The sequence below is a fragment of the Silvanigrella aquatica genome (assembly GCF_001907975.1).
Classification (GTDB): domain Bacteria; phylum Bdellovibrionota_B; class Oligoflexia; order Silvanigrellales; family Silvanigrellaceae; genus Silvanigrella; species Silvanigrella aquatica.
This window is the reverse complement of sequence record NZ_CP017834.1, coordinates 112,774-128,675: the sequence shown is the minus strand read 5'-3', so window position 1 is coordinate 128,675 and position 15,902 is coordinate 112,774. Positions and strand designations below refer to the sequence as shown.

At 30.9% G+C, this 15,902-nt stretch carries 13 protein-coding genes; 3 read left to right on the top strand and 10 right to left on the bottom strand.

What is annotated here, in order from left to right:
* Positions 1-11: 11 nt before the first annotated feature.
* The 5 genes from AXG55_RS00535 to AXG55_RS00515 all read right to left on the bottom strand — a co-directional run bounded on the left by AXG55_RS00535 (position 12) and on the right by AXG55_RS00515 (position 6,577).
* On the bottom strand, positions 12-2,312 hold the full coding sequence (locus AXG55_RS00535) for a sensor histidine kinase (RefSeq protein ID WP_148696205.1): 2,301 nt from the start codon (positions 2,310-2,312) through the stop codon (positions 12-14).
* A gap of 25 nt (positions 2,313-2,337) precedes the next feature.
* The gene (locus AXG55_RS00530; RefSeq protein WP_148696204.1) at positions 2,338-3,333 is read right to left on the bottom strand and encodes a type 2 periplasmic-binding domain-containing protein; all 996 of its coding nucleotides are present in this window, start codon (positions 3,331-3,333) and stop codon (positions 2,338-2,340) included.
* Between the two features lie 210 nt (positions 3,334-3,543).
* Positions 3,544-4,545, bottom strand: a complete 1,002-nt coding sequence (locus AXG55_RS00525) for a type 2 periplasmic-binding domain-containing protein (protein WP_148696203.1) — start codon at positions 4,543-4,545, stop codon at positions 3,544-3,546.
* An 11-nt stretch (positions 4,546-4,556) separates the two neighbouring features.
* A complete protein-coding gene (locus AXG55_RS00520) occupies positions 4,557-5,519 on the bottom strand; it encodes a type 2 periplasmic-binding domain-containing protein (protein ID WP_148696202.1) in 963 nt (320 codons plus the stop codon).
* Between the two features lie 50 nt (positions 5,520-5,569).
* A complete protein-coding gene (locus AXG55_RS00515; RefSeq protein WP_148696201.1) occupies positions 5,570-6,577 on the bottom strand; it encodes a type 2 periplasmic-binding domain-containing protein in 1,008 nt (335 codons plus the stop codon).
* A 334-nt stretch (positions 6,578-6,911) separates the two neighbouring features.
* On the opposite strand from AXG55_RS00515, the gene AXG55_RS00510 reads away from it, so the two are divergent.
* Positions 6,912-7,706, top strand: coding sequence for a YkgJ family cysteine cluster protein (locus AXG55_RS00510; RefSeq protein WP_148696200.1), 795 nt, complete (start codon positions 6,912-6,914; stop codon positions 7,704-7,706).
* Here AXG55_RS00510 and AXG55_RS00505 read toward each other — a convergent pair.
* The 3 genes from AXG55_RS00505 to AXG55_RS00495 form a co-directional block, all read right to left on the bottom strand.
* On the bottom strand, positions 7,682-8,737 hold the full coding sequence (locus AXG55_RS00505; RefSeq protein ID WP_148696199.1) for a hypothetical protein: 1,056 nt from the start codon (positions 8,735-8,737) through the stop codon (positions 7,682-7,684). The two genes, AXG55_RS00510 and AXG55_RS00505, sit on opposite strands and share 25 nt — an antisense overlap.
* 22 nt (positions 8,738-8,759) lie before the next feature.
* Positions 8,760-9,992, bottom strand: coding sequence for an isocitrate dehydrogenase (NADP(+)) (gene icd, locus AXG55_RS00500; RefSeq protein WP_148696198.1), 1,233 nt, complete (start codon positions 9,990-9,992; stop codon positions 8,760-8,762).
* Positions 9,993-10,131: 139 nt separating this feature from the next.
* Positions 10,132-11,118: an RluA family pseudouridine synthase gene (locus AXG55_RS00495; RefSeq protein WP_148696197.1), complete on the bottom strand. Its 987-nt coding sequence runs from the start codon at positions 11,116-11,118 to the stop codon at positions 10,132-10,134.
* A gap of 154 nt (positions 11,119-11,272) precedes the next feature.
* Here AXG55_RS00495 and AXG55_RS00490 point away from each other — a divergent pair, with 154 nt between their 5' ends.
* Complete coding sequence (locus AXG55_RS00490; RefSeq protein ID WP_148696196.1) at positions 11,273-12,865, top strand: APC family permease; 1,593 nt, start codon at positions 11,273-11,275, stop codon at positions 12,863-12,865.
* Between the two features lie 6 nt (positions 12,866-12,871).
* Here AXG55_RS00490 and eat read toward each other — a convergent pair whose 3' ends face one another.
* Positions 12,872-14,248: an ethanolamine permease gene (eat, locus tag AXG55_RS00485; protein WP_148696195.1), complete on the bottom strand. Its 1,377-nt coding sequence runs from the start codon at positions 14,246-14,248 to the stop codon at positions 12,872-12,874.
* 464 nt (positions 14,249-14,712) lie between these two features.
* Between eat and AXG55_RS00480 the strand changes: the two genes are divergently transcribed.
* Positions 14,713-15,267, top strand: coding sequence for a hypothetical protein (locus AXG55_RS00480; RefSeq protein ID WP_148696194.1), 555 nt, complete (start codon positions 14,713-14,715; stop codon positions 15,265-15,267).
* Here the strand turns inward: AXG55_RS00480 and AXG55_RS00475 are convergent.
* A complete protein-coding gene (locus AXG55_RS00475; RefSeq protein WP_148696193.1) occupies positions 15,242-15,745 on the bottom strand; it encodes a hypothetical protein in 504 nt (167 codons plus the stop codon). The two genes, AXG55_RS00480 and AXG55_RS00475, sit on opposite strands and share 26 nt — an antisense overlap.
* Between the last annotated feature and the right edge of the window lie 157 nt (positions 15,746-15,902).

Sequence of the window (15,902 nt, the reverse complement as noted above, 5' to 3'; positions counted from 1 at the left end):
TTTAAAAACTATTACTTGACCCAAGGGGGATCTTTGCCCCTAACACCCTTAATCCAATGCATTTTTGGAAAATGATTTTTATCGAAAGAAGTGGCAAGATAAATTTCTGTAAATCCTAAATCAAATATTTTTTTTGAGACTTCTTCACCTTTAATTTCATTTGCGAGACAAGAATCGATATAAATAGGAGTCTCAAAATCATATTTATCTATTTCATTTAAAAATATATTTGGATTTTGATAGCAAACTATTTTTCTTTCCTTTGCAGATAAATTCCAAATAGAATGTACATAAAGTTCATCATCTATTAATATGGCATGAGGCTTTTCTTTTTCTACAATAATTTTAATAGGAACATAATAAGATAAGTTTTTAGGAATCATTTTAATTCCTAGTTTTTCACATTTATCACGAAAACCTTCTTCCTCAAATCGACTGGTTACTAAAATAGCGTCTTCTAAAATATTTAATTTATTTATGAGATCAATTCCATTGTATTTATGATTGATAAATTCATAATCGCATAAATATAAAATATTTTTTAAATCACCTTCCTTTTCTGTTGTATGCCATTTTATAACTTCAGTTGGATTTGTAAAATGAATGATTTTAATATGATATTCTTTTTTTAAAATATTTTGAAAACGCTCATTCCAAATATTATGTATGGAGGCATCATCATCAATAATCACAACTGTAGACTTTAAATAAATATTTAATGTGGAAATAAACCATTGGGGTTCAGAAGCTTTGGGCAGCGTAATTAAAATTTTTGTTCCCACATTCACTTCCGATGAAATTTCAAATTGCCCTCCCCAACGCTCCGATACGGTTTTCGCATGAAATAAACCCAAACCACTACCACCTTCTTTGGAAAAGGTCGCCCCTCTTTGAGTCAGCAGAGGAAGAACATCGGGAGGAATACCACGCCCATTATCTGTGATGCTAAAAATAACTTTATCATAGGAAAGTTGAAGATCTAAAGTAATTTTTCCTTTTTCATTTAAAGCCTCCACCGCATTATTTATTAAATTGGAAATAACACGTTTAAATTCCTTAGGCTGAATATTGGCAAATAAACCATAGGAACTGGAACTAAAATTTTCGAGAATTTCTACACCAAGAAAATCGCGATACTGCATTCTTTTTTCAGAAACCAGGGCGTTTATAAGACAAGTTAACAACTGCACAGAATACGGCTCCAAGGCTTCATCAATAATCGTCTCATCCGCATTATTATTAATTTCTTGATGCTTCAATATCAGACTATTTGCAATGTCTTGCATGCGTTGTATGGCATTACGAACCCATATTCTATTTTCTTCTGGAAGCTCTGAGGCATTTGCCGCAAAAGCATTTAATGCGACCAATGGAGATTTGATGTCGTGTGCCACTTGAGCCAGTTTTACAATTTCATCTTGTTTTTTAATTTTCTCATTTTGCCTAATTTCATTTTTAAGTTCATCTATTTTTTCAACAATTTCTTTTACTTCCTCTAATATGAAATTGTCATTTTTTGAACCCATTTTGACATAATCAAAAAGTTTTTTTAAGGGGAAATATAAATATTTATTAATAAATTTAATATTAAAATAAAAGTTCAAACCACTAATTATCATCATCAAAAATAATGAAGCTAAAATAAAAACTAGCATTTGACTATAGTCATTAATATGTAGAGTAAATGGAATTTTAAAATTCTTCGTACCTATTATTTCAAAATTATTAATAAACTGATGATCTTTTATTTGAAAAGCAGAACAGTCAGTACATATTGAGGCAGAAGGTTCTATCTCCTTAATTTTTTTTAGCACCAATTCGTGATCTAAATAAACATGAATTTTTGCCACACAACGGCCTATGTTTGCATTTAAACTATTATTAATATAGCATAAATTTAAAAGTATTTCAGAGCCTGTTGTTCTCCCTACTGAAATTATTCTTTCAAATGAAGGATCATAAATTTGGTAGCCGATAATTTCTTCTCGAACATAATGCCCCATGTTTTTTAACAGATCATTTTCTAATTCTTGCCGGGAAATGGTTCCTGAATATAAATAATCTATAAAAGGAGGAGAATTTGAAAGCAATAATAATCTTTGAAACAGGTCTTGTAAATAAATTTTAAAAACCTGTTCTTTTTTTTCAGAAATGAGTTTTAAATTTTGATTGCGAAGTTGAAATGTGCCAATTAGAGAAATAATTATAATTAAGAATGAAATTGAAAATATAGAGATGAACGTTATGATATTTAAATTTTTTTTAATCTTATTTAAATTTACATTTTCATCATAACTTTTTCTAAATATCATATTACTCTCAAATTATGCACCAAAATTATAGCTTATTATTCATTTCAATTTTGGCGCTTTCCCAAAGTTTGATATAATTTTTATACTCTTCTTTATTTGGCGCCTTTAACCAAATAAATTTTTTATGATTATCAATAAAGTTCACATATGCTGCACTAAATTCCTTATTTTTAAAGGACTCTGTTGACCCGAAAGGTGAAAAATAATGGGATCTATTTAAAATAGGATTTAAAAATTCCTGACTCGCTAAATTTTTAGCTACACATTCGGTTTCTTTGCTTTTATCTAATGTGGCAATAAAATCGGCAGAAATATAGGCCGGACTCGGAATGGAAACAAATTTTAAATGAGGATGTTTATTGACAGAGCGAACAGCATCACCAATCCACATATATGCGAAGGCAAATTTTTCTTCTTTTGTAATTTTGTCGACATCATTGGTAATAATATAATATTTATCTTTAATTAAATTTTTAAATTCCGCAAAGTCTTTACTTACATTTGACGAAGATTTATCCTTATTCACCAAATGCAAAGATTCCATAGGATCGTCAAGTAATGAAATTTTCTTATTTTTTGCTTTACTAAATATTGAAGGAATATTTTCATCTTCAGAAATTTGAATTTGGCTAGGATCGTACAAAAAACCAGTTATGCCCATAGAAAAAATACCAATATTTTTTGATAAATTTTGCTGTTTAAAAAGTGCTAGCACATTAGGATGATAATTTTTAGTCACATCTTCAAAATTTAAACCCTGGGACGAAATTTCATCTGCTACCATATTATAAACCTCCGCAGGAAATATGAGAACAGAATAATGCTGTTTTTTTGTACGGCGCAGGAAATCATCTGCAGAGTAATATTCGTCCATAGAAACTTGCGTGTTGCATTTTTTTTCTAAGTTTGAAATTGTCTGCTTATCTATAAATTCCCACCACGCTATCATGTTCACAGAAGAATAAGCATTTGTAAAAAAAAGTAAGTTTGGTATAAATAGCAATAACATTTTTATTTTCATAAAATCCCTCAATTTGTGTTAAACCATAAAATAAAATTTATATGATTTAATTCAACCATATAAAATCAATAAATTTTTGTCAATATTTCAAATTTTTTATTGGACATCTCTATTAAGTAATACTTAAATTATTGGTAAGTTATTTTCATAATAATTTTATATTTATTTTTATAATTTTTATAATAATATTTTTAACCTTAAATAATTATTTTAATTTTTTAACTCTAATTTAATATCTTTCCATAATGCACTTTTTTCTTGATATTCACCTTTACTAGGATGAGGCATCCATTTTGAAATGCCTAAATTTTCATAAAAACGCACTGACTCTTTTTTAAATAAAATGTCTGTTTGTGGCTCCATGGTTCCAAAGGGAGAAAAATAATAATCACGAGCCAATAACGAATCCAGAGTTTCTTTACTTGCTAATGCTTCTGCTACACAGGCTGTATCTTCATTTTTATTTAATGTCCCAATGAAATCCAAAGACACATTAGAAATTGCAGGTACAGGTTTAAATTCCAATGAATTATTTTTATTTATCAATTTATAGGCTTCACCGACCCAAGCGTAGGCTAGTCCGAAATCAGCATCATTCACATATTTTTCTATGTCATTGGTAATAACAGTATGTGAGCCTTTTACAAGTGCATGAAAGGTCAAAGCACCCTCAGTCGCACTTGAAATATTTTTAATTGTGGAAAGCGTTTTTAAGGACTCCATAGATTCATCAAGAAATATCACTTTTTTATTTTTTGCTGTTTGAAATATTTTCTGAACACTGTCATTTTCATTTATTTTCAGCTTGTTTTTATCGTACAAAAATCCACTTAAGGTAAATGAAAATAGAGCGGCCTTTTTTGAATAATTTCTGTTTTCATATTCATGTAATACCGCTTTATCATAGTTTTTAGTAATTTTCTCAAAGGAAATTCCTTTTTTTTCAACATCCTCAATAATATATTTGTATACAGATCCGGAAAAAATAGCGACCGCGTAATCCTTTTTCTGATAATTATTTATAAACTCATCATTGGTATAATACTCATCAAGTGTGATTTTTGTATGGCATTTTTTCTCTAATTTCTCGATTGTAGCTTTGTCAATATAACCCCACCAAGAAGCGATGCTTACATTTGCATAAGCGTTTTGTATTAAAAACGATGACACAAATACTGTTAGTGATACTTTTCTATTTGATTTTATTTGCATTTTTCCTCCAGTTAAATTTTATTGCTCATATCAATTTTTATTTTTTCCCATAAATTTATTTTCTTTTGATAATCCTCCTTTTTAAGTACAGGTAGCCATTTTAATAAATGATGATTATCAATAAAATCTTCATATTCTGATAAATATTTCTTATCTTGGATTTTTTCCGGAATACCATAAGGAGAAAAATAAAATGTTCTTGTTAAAACGGGATCTAAAAATTCTTTACTGGCAAGTTTTTTTGCCACACATTCGGTATCTTTATTTTTGTCCAATGTTGCAATAAAATCGGCTGATATATATGACAATTTTGGAATTGAAGTAAATTTTAAATGAGGATTTTCAGACATTCTTTTTAGTGATGTGCCAACCCAGGAGTAGGCAAAGGCAAAATTTTTGTCTTTCACTATTTTTATTGTGTCATTTGTAATTAAATATTTTGTTCCTTTTATTAAGTTGTTAAAATTTTTTTCTACTTCAAAGTCGTTTCCATTTTCAGTAGATTGAGATATAAGATGAAGGGATTCAATAGGATCATCAATAACCGCAATTTTTTTATCCTTTGCATTTTGAAATATATTTTTAACTTCATCATTTCTATCAATATGAATATGCAATGGGTTATAAATAAAGCCTGTAATTCCCAATGAATAAATGGCTACATTTTTTGTATAAACTTGTCTATTGAACAAGTTTAGTATTTCAGGATGATACTCATTTCTAATGTCATTCAAGTTGATACCTTTGTCATTAATCTCTTGTGAAATTAAATTATAAATTTGTGCTGGAAAAATAATAATAGAATAATTATGTTTTTTATAACGTCGCAAAAAGTCTTTTATAGAATAATATTCATCATATGATATTTTAGATTTACATTCTAAAGATAATTGTGAAATTAATTCATAATCTATATAACCCCACCACGAAATGATGTTCACAGATGCAAATGCATAAATCTTAAAAAAAAACATAACAAAATTATTATTTTTTTCATACGAATTCCGAAAAATAGAATAACATATCAATCAATTTTATTATTCATTGATATTTTAATCTTTTGCCATAAATTAAGTTGTTTGTCATAATCTGCTTTTGATGGGAAGGGCAACCAGTTTAATTTATGATTATTATAAATAAAATTTTCATACTCTCTTGCAAATATTTTATTTTCTATTTTACTCGGCAAGCCATATGGAGAAAAATAAAATGTTCTTGCTAATATGGGGTCGAGCACATTTCGCGAAGCAATATTTTTTAGCACACATTTGGTTTGTTGGTTATTATTATTTGCGGCAATAAAATCCGCAGCAATATATGATACCTCGGGTAATAATATATACTTTAAATCAAGATTTTTTGCAATCATTTCAATGGCAGTTCCTGCCCAGGAATAAGCAAAGGCAAAATCGTTTTGCTTTATAATTTTAGTATAATCATTAGAAATGATATGATGAGTTCCTTCAATTAAGTTGCTAAACTTCTGAATACCTTCTTCAGAGTTTAATATTTTATTATTTCTTGATATTAGGTATAATGACTCTAAATAATTATCAATCAAAACAATTTTTTTATTTTTAGCTTTTTTAAAAACTTCCTCTACAAAATCTGTCTTTTCAATTTCAATTTGCTTGGGATTATATAAAAATCCCGTCGTTGTTAAGGCAAACATACCTACATTTCTATTTAACTTTATTTCATTAAAAATTTTCAATATTTTAGGATCATATTTTTCAACCACATCTGACATATCTATCCCATTTTTTATGATATTTTCCGAAATTAAATTGTAGACATCACCTGGAAATATCACAATGGAATATTTATGATTTTTTATTCTTCTTAAAAGCTCTTCACTGGAGTAGTACTCGTCATTCGAAATAGTGGTATTGCATTGCTTTTCGACTTTAGATAATGTCTCTTTATCTAAATAATCCCACCAAGAAATTATGTTTACAGTGGAATAAGCCTTAAAATTTATTAGCAATTGGAGTACTAAAATAAATTTAAAATAACGTAAAAATTGAGCCATACATGCCCCCATATACAATTGCTTTTAATAATTAATTTTAATAAAATTTTTAAAATATTATGCGTGAAATGAATTTCACATCTCACATATCTAAAATATGTGTTAATTTTTGTCAATACAACAAAAATAATTAATTTTAATATTTTTGGTAATCTATATAAATATTTAATACGTGAAATTATGTTTTCAAAACAAATTAAAAAAAATCTGACCTAAAATCATTTGAGCCCTGTTTAAAAATTTAAATTAAATTCGCCATAATAAAATGTCTTGAACTCTTGTACTAAACCAAGTTAAAGGCGAGATGTGCTAAGCAGTCTTCGTGGAGGTGGATATGGAGTATTCAACAGCAATTCAGCATTTGATTCCTTTTGTCATGACAAAGTATGAAACTCATGAGCATGCTGCATCTCAAAAAACAGCAGAATTTTTGGCTTCACAGACTTCGGAAAAATTAGGCTGCACAAAAGGCTGTGGTGCCTGTTGTCACTTTCCTTTAGTCCCTGTCACTGCTGGTGAAGCGTTTGTCTTATTAAACAGAGTTCTGGCAGAAGGTACACCTCTAGAAGAACTTGCTAAAAAATTGTTTCACTATGTTGAGAAGTATTTTAATTTTGTGCAAAGTAAGGGTCGGCTGCCTTTTTTAGATCGCGATCAAAAAAAATTCCTCGCCCAGCTGTTACCTTGTCCCTTTTTTGTAAAAGAAAACACATCGCAATTTGCAGGACACTGTGGGATATATGGCATGCGCCCTTTAATTTGTGAATTTTATAATAGTATTGACTCACCTAAACTATGTGAACAAAAATTAGGTCACCGTAGCATTGAGGCCGTCATCATGAATGGCTCACATATTCAAGACAATCTTAGAGATTTCGAACGAAAATTGTTAGGCCGAAGTACATTGGGACATTTGCCTTTATTATTAGCAGCGCTTTGTACTCAAGAAGGCTTGCAATGTTTTTTAGAGGAAAAACATTTGACAGATGAAGAACTTAAAGAAGAATTCGCACAAGAAATTCATGATTTTTCCTTGTATGCCGAGATGCTAAATAGCATTGGATATTCTTTAAGCGAGAATGACATGAAAGCATTAGAAGAAGCTCAATCTGAGATGATGAGAGACTGAGTTCCTACATAAATACCATTTTTTAAATATGTTTTTATTGTTAACTTTTTAGCATTTTCTAATTTCATAAAATATTTTTTACATGAGAAGGTATTATATTTTTCTAGAATTTCTGAACCAGATATTTTAGGTAGAACAATACTTTCAAGGAATTTATTGTCAACGTACCATTCTTGATAAACTACAGAAAAAACGCCTAATGGAGCAACAACAGGAGTAATAGCACAAAGTTTTTTTCCGTTTGATAAATTGAGCATCAATTCATTTCTTGAAATTATGTTTCCTTTTATGATTTTAAAAGTTTCCTTTCCTGGTTTATTAAATGAAAACTTACTGTTTTCAATCCATATTGAAATAACAGGAAATTGATAATCGGAGGGAATAAAAGGATGACACGCAATAATCAGCGTTAATATAAAGGAAGCACTCATTTCAGAAACTTTAATCTTTCTATTTATGACAAAAGAATTCCAAGGGAAAATAGCAATAAAACAAATTATTGAAAAAAAGACATAATAGAAATCTAAATAAGTAGGAAATAATACCGCATATAAAAATCCAAAAACCAAACAAGAAGCTATTAAGCGTAAAAGCAGTCTAAAAAATTGGATTTTAAATAATCGAACCCAAAAGGGATCCCATAAAGTCATTCCAACAAAAAATACTAAAAAAAAGAGCCATATCCATTCTTCTTTAAAATATAGAAAAGGGATACAGAACATAAAAATATATTGAATGAAGTATTGCGTTGCTGTAAGGCCAATAAACTCAAATAATTCTTTTTTCTTATGCAAACCTAAATGCAATTTATTTAATCGATTTTGAGAAGATATGCTATTGATGTAACTATACCAAGTTGACATTAATATAATAAGAATAAAAAAAGCGCAGGTAAATATTCCCAATCGTGTTGCTTTGGAATAATCTCGAGTCAACAAAAAACTAGAACCAATTCCCCAAATTAAACTCGCCCACGGAAGCAGGCGAGAGTATTTATTATATAAAATTTTTGTTTTGCTTAAAAGCTTCAAAACACTCCAAGCTTCATAAAAATTACATATTTGAAATAATTGCCTTTGCAAATTCGGAACACTTTACTTCTTTTGCACCAGGAAGTTGACGAGCGAAGTCATAAGTCACAACTTTTTGTGCCAAAGTTTTTTCAAATGCTTTTTCTATTAATGTAACAACTTCATTCCAACCGAGATATTCAAACATCATATTTCCGCTTAATATAACGGAACCTGGATTGACTTTATCTTGACCTGCATATTTTGGAGCTGTTCCATGAGTTGCTTCAAAAAGGGCATAGCCATCACCAATATTTGCTCCAGGAGCGATGCCTAGACCGCCCACTTGTGCAGCAAGAGCATCAGATAAATAATCGCCATTTAAGTTTGTACACGCAAGAACTTCATACTCATCAGGACGCAATAAAGCTTGTTGGAACATATTGTCCGCAATAGCATCTTTAATTAAAATTTTACCCGCAGGAACATTGCCATTGCACTCTTCCCAAGTGACACATTCATTTCGGAATTCTGTTTTAGCAACTTCATAGCCCCAATCGCGAAATGCACCTTCTGTAAATTTCATAATGTTACCTTTATGCACAATGGTAACACTTTTGCATTTATTTTTAATTGCATAATTAATAGCAGCACGAACAAGGCGTTTTGAACCAAATTCACTGATAGGTTTAATACCTAAACCAGAATCTTCACGCACTTTTTTACCTAAAGTATTTGCTAAAAATTCGCGTAATTTTTTTTGCTCGTCAGAACCTGCTTTAAATTCAATACCAGCATAAATATCTTCGGTATTCTCACGGAAAATACACATATTTACTTTTTGTGGTTCTTTAACAGGAGAAGGCACATTGGTGTACCAACGCACAGGACGCACGCATTGGTAGAGATCGAGAATTTGACGAAGAGCTACATTTAAACTTCGAATACCGCCACCGACAGGAGTGGTTAAAGGGCCTTTTATAGCAACACGATATTCTTTTATAGCATCAATTGTTTCATCAGGAAGCCAATTTCCATTGGAATTAAATGATTTTTCTCCGGCAGGAACTTCCATCCAATGGATTTTCTTTTTACCACCATAAGCTTTTTGAACAGCAGCATCAAAAACCATTTGAGATGCTTTCCAAATATCGGGTCCCGTTCCATCGCCCTCAATATAAGGAATTATCGGATTATCAGGAACTTCAACTTTTCCGTTTGCATCTGCTTTAATATGAGAACCGCCTTGTGGGACAGTGATGAGCTTATAAGCCATTATGGAATCCTCCCCTTCATGAACCAAGATGATGTTTTTGTAAGGTTGCCCTTTCCAATAAACAAATAAACAAGATACATTTTAATAAAACTATCTATGAGTATTTTCAAGTTGAAGCGACAAAATATCAGATATAAAATTATTGAGTAGATTCTAAAATTTTTATTATACGTTCAAAATCTTCTGGTAATGGAGCTGTAAAATCAAAATTTTCACCATTAAATTCAAAACTCAAGTTAATAGCATGAAGCATATGTCTTAGCGCAATTTGTGCATATTTATGTCCATAAATGTTTTGTGAATAGGTTTTGTCTCCTAATAAAGGGCAACCTATTGCAGATAAATGAACTCTAATTTGATGAGTTCTTCCTGTTTTTGGATTACATCTAATGAAAGAAATATTACTACTTTTATATATTTTTTGAACTACAAAATTTGTTTCTGCCGATTTCGCATCTTTCATTTTTGAATTTGGATTTGTTATAGCAAAATAGCTATTTTTTCTTGAATTATCTTTTGCAATAGAAAATTTAATTTCACCTTCTAAATTTTTGGGTATGTTAAAACAAAGCGCATCATAAGATTTATTTATTTTTTTATCTCTAAAAATTTCTTCAAATTTATTTTGAGTTTCTTTATTTTTAGCAATAATCATTAAACCAGAAGTGTCTTTATCTAAGCGATGTACTAAAAACATTTTTTTCAAATCAAATGTTTTTGAGTCATAAACAGAGAGAGCATGTAAAATAGTATCTTTGCTAGAAGAAAGAGTTGCCTGGGAAGATATGCCTGCAGGTTTATTGACAACAAAAAAATCATTATTTTCAAAAATAAGTGTTTTATCATCTATAAAAGTACCAATTGTATTTTTTAAATGAAAGGCACTTTTAGCAATTTGAGATTCCGAGTTTTCGCTCTTTTCTTCCCAAAATACTTCTATTTTATCACCAATTTTCACCAATGTCTTAGCAACAACTATTCTTTTTTTGTTAATATATGCTCCACCAGCGTCAATTATGGCTTTGATTTTCTTACGACTTAAATCTTCGAAAAGTGCAGCTGCCGCAATATCAAATCGCTCTCCATTATACGATGCTGTAATTTTTGCGCTCTTGGATTTTAGCATATATATTCCTTACTTAAATAACATTATTCAAAAAAACGAACGATTTGGATGACAGGCCAAGTATTTTATTGCATACAAGCCTTTCAAAGTCGTTTTAGTCTTAACCTAAAAAGGACTAAACACTCTACAAACATTTCAAAAGGCAAGTGAGAATATGCAATTGAAACGCAACATTTCCAAAACCAGTCTTCTCTTTTTATCCATTGGCTCCATAGTCGGATCGGGATGGCTATTTGGCTCTTTTTATACCGCAAAACTAGCAGGTCCTGCAGGAATTTTTGCATGGATAATAGGAGGATTGTGCGTCGCGATCATTGCCCTGACTCTAGCAGAATTGTCCACGATGTTACCTTTAAGTGGAGGTTCTACAGCTTATACACATATAAGTCATGGAAAAATGACAGGTTCCATTTTCTCTTGGATCACATGGCTGTGGACTGTTGTCGTTGCTCCCATCGAGGTTCTTGCCATATTTCAATATGCTTCAACCTATATCCCCAACATCTCTGAAAAGGTGGGCAACACAGAAACTCTCACAGGAAAAGGCCTCTTACTTGCCACAGCACTTATGGCAGTACTTTCTATTATCAATATGATTGGCGTTAAGATTATGGCGGAATCCAATAAATTTGTAGTCATTTGGAAACTCATTATCCCTATTGGAGCTGCTTATCTTCTCTTAACAACTCAAATTCATCCCACGAATTTAACCGACTCTGGTTTTGCTCCCTTTGGATTTTCTGGAATTCTTTCATCAATTGCATCTGGTGGAGTAAGTTTTTCCTTTTTTGGATTTCAAACCGCTATTTTCTTAGCAGGAGAAGCAAAAAATCCACAAAAATCAATCCCATTTGCCTTATTCGGCTCTCTTTTTGCATGTATGGTGCTGTATACTATATTACAACTTGGATTTATTCTTGCCATAGAACCTTCTGCTATTAAAAATGGCTGGGATCAAATTAGTTTTTCGGGAGATGCGGGGCCTCTTGCGGGAATTTTTATAGCTCTGGGATTCACATTTATGGTCAAAGTTTTATATTTTGATGCCATAATTTCTCCACTTGGTACTGCTGTTGGATTTATAGCATCTTCCTCACGCATTTTATACTCCATAAGTTTACAGGGTGATGCACCTAAAATCATTTCTAAGGTAAACCGCTTTTCTATTCCTTGGATTGCTATTTTTACAAACTTTGTCGTTGGCATGCTGCTATTTTTACCATTTTCGGGGTGGCAATCCATGATTGCTTTTTTATCTGCTGCTATCATTTTAACCTTAGCGAGCGGTCCTCTTTGTTTACCTATTTTTAGAAATCATCTTTCTCATTTAGAAAGACCTTTTAAACTGCCTTACGCAAATGTGATTTCTTTTATTGCCTTCTATATATGCAATCTCATGCTGCAATGGACTGGTTGGTGCACCGTATGGAAACTTGAGTTCGCTGCTTTAATTGGAATTATTATTTTTTCATTCTCTCATTTGAGAAATAAAAAAACAAATCATGAAAAATTACATTTTAAATCTTTTATTTGGTTGATTTTATATCTCATCATTTCAGGTGTTATTTCCTATTTAGGTACTTATGGCGGAGGTAAAGCAATTATAAGTATGCAAATGGAATTTATTATTATTGCTATAACGAGTCTTTTCATATTTATTTTAGCTCAAAAAAGCGCTTTAAGTAAAAAAGAATCACTTGAAATTTATAATAAAATAATAGATCATCATAAAAGTAATTCTAAATAGAAAATATTAAATAGCTATTTCAACCTTATTTTTTTTGTTTTTTTGTATTGTACTTAATACAATGACACATATTCCACATAAAACAAATAACCCTAAAAAAATAAGGCTTAGCAATAAGTGAAAGTAAATAAGTGAACATAAACTTATAAAAGATAAAATAAGTGCGATAATAGGAAAATAAGGATAAAAGGGTGTTTGATAAGGCCTTTGTAAGTGAGGTTCTTTTTTTCTCAATTGAAATAAAGAAAGCATAGAAATAATATACATAACAATGGCACCAAAAACCGACATAACAACAATATTTGCGCTTAGCGCTTGCCCACTAATAACAATAAATTCATCACTAAAAATAACAGCTATTCCAAATATCCCTCCCGATAAAATAGCCAAATAAGGAGTTTTAAATGTAGGATGAATTTTTGCTAAAAAAGAAGGTAAAAAACCTTCTCTTGCTAAAGCGAATATTTGCCTAGAATATCCCATAATAATTCCATGAAAAGAAGCAATAAGACCAAATAATCCGAGCCAGACCAACATATGCAACCAACCACTTTGATTTCCCACAACAATTTGCATAGCTTTGGGAAGGGGATCATTTATATTTGATAGAGTCCTCCAATCGCCCACACTTCCTGCAAAAATCATAACGCCAAGGGCAAGAATAATTAATGTGAAAATTCCTGAAATATAAGCAATGGGAATTGTTCTCTTTGGATTTTTAACTTCTTCTGCCGCCATAGCAGCTCCTTCAATGGCAAGAAAAAACCAAATGGCAAAGGGAATGGCCGCAAAAATTCCTCCCAAAGCAGATAAGCTAAAATGATCTTGCCCTGCCCAACCATTTCGCATGAAATTAGATAATGAAAAACTAGGCGAAACAACTCCCATAAAAATAAATAATTCAAAAATAGCTAATAATGTAACACACAATTCAAACGTTGCTGCAATACTAACCCCTAAAATATTTAATGCCATAAATATAAAGTAACAAAATGTGGCTATCCACTTCACATTGAATTCTGGAAATTGAACACTTAAATAAGAACCAATTGCTAACGCGATTGCCGGTGGTGCAAATAAAAACTCAACAAGAGTAGCAAAACCAGCAATAAATCCCCCATAAGTCCCAAAAGCTCTTTTTGCATAAGCCAAAGGCCCTCCGGCATGGGGTATGGCTGTCGTTAGCTCCGTAAAACTAAAAATGAAGGTAAAGTACATAACTGAAATTATTAATGTCGTAATTAAAAACCCTAATGTACCTGCACTACCCCAACCATAACTCCAACCAAAATATTCTCCAGAAATAACTAAGCCCACAGCAATTCCCCAGAGCTGAAATGTCCCTAGCACAGGGTTTAATTTAGAAGTTAATAATGGAACCATAAAGTTTTTTCCTTTGATAAAAATTAGGAAAACATTTATTTAAATAAAAAAATTATTAATACAATTTTAATTATAATTCAAGATCTCGATTTAATTTTTTTAAATCTAAACGACTCAATCTTAAGATGAAAGTAATTGATAATGTGAATATTATTTAATATAAATGACGAAATTAATTCTGTTACTTTTGTATGTTTAGACAGTGTTTCAATAATTCTAAATAAAATTAAAGAAACAAATTGGAATAATGAATTTTAATTTTTGTTACTTTAAATAAATCGGCTAAAATTCACCCCGCACTAAAATATAGCAAATTGTTTTAAAATTTAAATTTTCCCGTAAAAAAAGGAACGTAAAACTCATACTATAATCCCATTGTATTTAAAAATCCTTGTAAATTAAAGATAATTTGAAACTTGAAAGTCAAAAAAGATGAATATAAGATGACTTTAGAGGAGAGAAGCATGACAAAAAAGCAATCAGGAATTAAATTTTTCGAAATAGGAGAAGAGTGGAGAAAAGCCTGGATTTCGGGCAATTCTGTCAAAGACATTGCAAAAGAAAGCGGGCAAAATCCTCAAACCATAAGTAGAGCCATATGGCTTGCGCGCATTCCCCGTGACATTCAAACTAAGATTAAGACTTACCCCGATATTTTTACAAGAAAGATACTCATTGATACCTTTGCTGCAAAGCGAAGACAATGTGAAAAAGAAGGATTTAAAAAATTAATTTTAGAAGTTGAAAGACTGATTGAACAAGGAGCAGGAACAAAGCCAAACTTAAAAAGAACCAATAAACAGATTATGAATAAAAAAAAGGTGCATCTCTTAGAAAAAAACATAAACCCTATTTATAATTTAAATGAAGCACTTAACGCCGAACAAAAATTAAAAAAAAGGCTCAAAGTGCACTGCCGCGTTTCATTCCATGAAATGGGCAATGGAGAAATTAGGATTTTTTTTGAAAGCAAAGATCAATTAGAAAATATTCTTATGGAATTAAGTAACCCACGGTAAATTTTAAAGAAGCCCAAATATGGTAGTTTGTAGCTACGACATCGATGCCACCACCTAAATCGAGCCCTTTGGGCTCTGTTTTAAAGCGATACAACCATCCCCCTTCTCCACCCAATCCGACAAAGGTGTGGTTGCGATTTTCACAGTTATAGCAGTAATAATGATAGTTTCTGCTGCTAGCAAAACCCACTAAAGCTTTCGGTCCCCCATAAAAACCAGACATATTTTTATTTTGCCAATATAGAGCTCGCGGAGCTATGACAAAACCATGCCAAAGAGTTCCTAATTCAGCACCTAGTGACCAATTTTTTTGAGTAAACAAACCGGATTGATCGTAACTTAGGCTAAGCAACCCATTACCCCATGCTATTCCTCCGAGCGATAATCCAATTCGGTGTTCATTTGCAGAGGATGATTGGCTATACACTGTTATCAAGAGCATGAAAGGAATGAATTTCGTAATAAGATTTGATTTCATTAGAATTCCCTTTGAATTATAGCTGACTTTTTAATAGCTCATATTAAGCAAATATTTTGTATATTAAATAAATGATTTAATAATTATTAAAAATAAATTACAATTTAATTACAAACAGAATTAAAAAAACAATAAATGTATTTAACCAATTATATTA

Bases quoted from the DNA above. Each gene is read 5' to 3' on its own strand.
- icd (WP_148696198.1), bottom strand. From the start codon at position 9,992: ATGGCTTATAAGCTCATCACTGTCCCACAAGGCGGTTCTCATATTAAA.
- AXG55_RS00520 (WP_148696202.1), bottom strand. From the start codon at position 5,519: ATGTTTTTTTTTAAGATTTATGCATTTGCATCTGTGAACATCATTTCG.
- AXG55_RS00515 (WP_148696201.1), bottom strand. From the start codon at position 6,577: ATGGCTCAATTTTTACGTTATTTTAAATTTATTTTAGTACTCCAATTG.
- AXG55_RS00510 (WP_148696200.1), top strand. From the start codon at position 6,912: ATGGAGTATTCAACAGCAATTCAGCATTTGATTCCTTTTGTCATGACA.
- eat (WP_148696195.1), bottom strand. From the start codon at position 14,248: ATGGTTCCATTATTAACTTCTAAATTAAACCCTGTGCTAGGGACATTT.
- AXG55_RS00475 (WP_148696193.1), bottom strand. From the start codon at position 15,745: ATGAAATCAAATCTTATTACGAAATTCATTCCTTTCATGCTCTTGATA.
- AXG55_RS00480 (WP_148696194.1), top strand. From the start codon at position 14,713: ATGACAAAAAAGCAATCAGGAATTAAATTTTTCGAAATAGGAGAAGAG.
- AXG55_RS00530 (WP_148696204.1), bottom strand. From the start codon at position 3,333: ATGAAAATAAAAATGTTATTGCTATTTATACCAAACTTACTTTTTTTT.
- AXG55_RS00525 (WP_148696203.1), bottom strand. From the start codon at position 4,545: ATGCAAATAAAATCAAATAGAAAAGTATCACTAACAGTATTTGTGTCA.
- AXG55_RS00495 (WP_148696197.1), bottom strand. From the start codon at position 11,118: ATGCTAAAATCCAAGAGCGCAAAAATTACAGCATCGTATAATGGAGAG.
- AXG55_RS00490 (WP_148696196.1), top strand. From the start codon at position 11,273: ATGCAATTGAAACGCAACATTTCCAAAACCAGTCTTCTCTTTTTATCC.
- AXG55_RS00535 (WP_148696205.1), bottom strand. From the start codon at position 2,312: ATGATATTTAGAAAAAGTTATGATGAAAATGTAAATTTAAATAAGATT.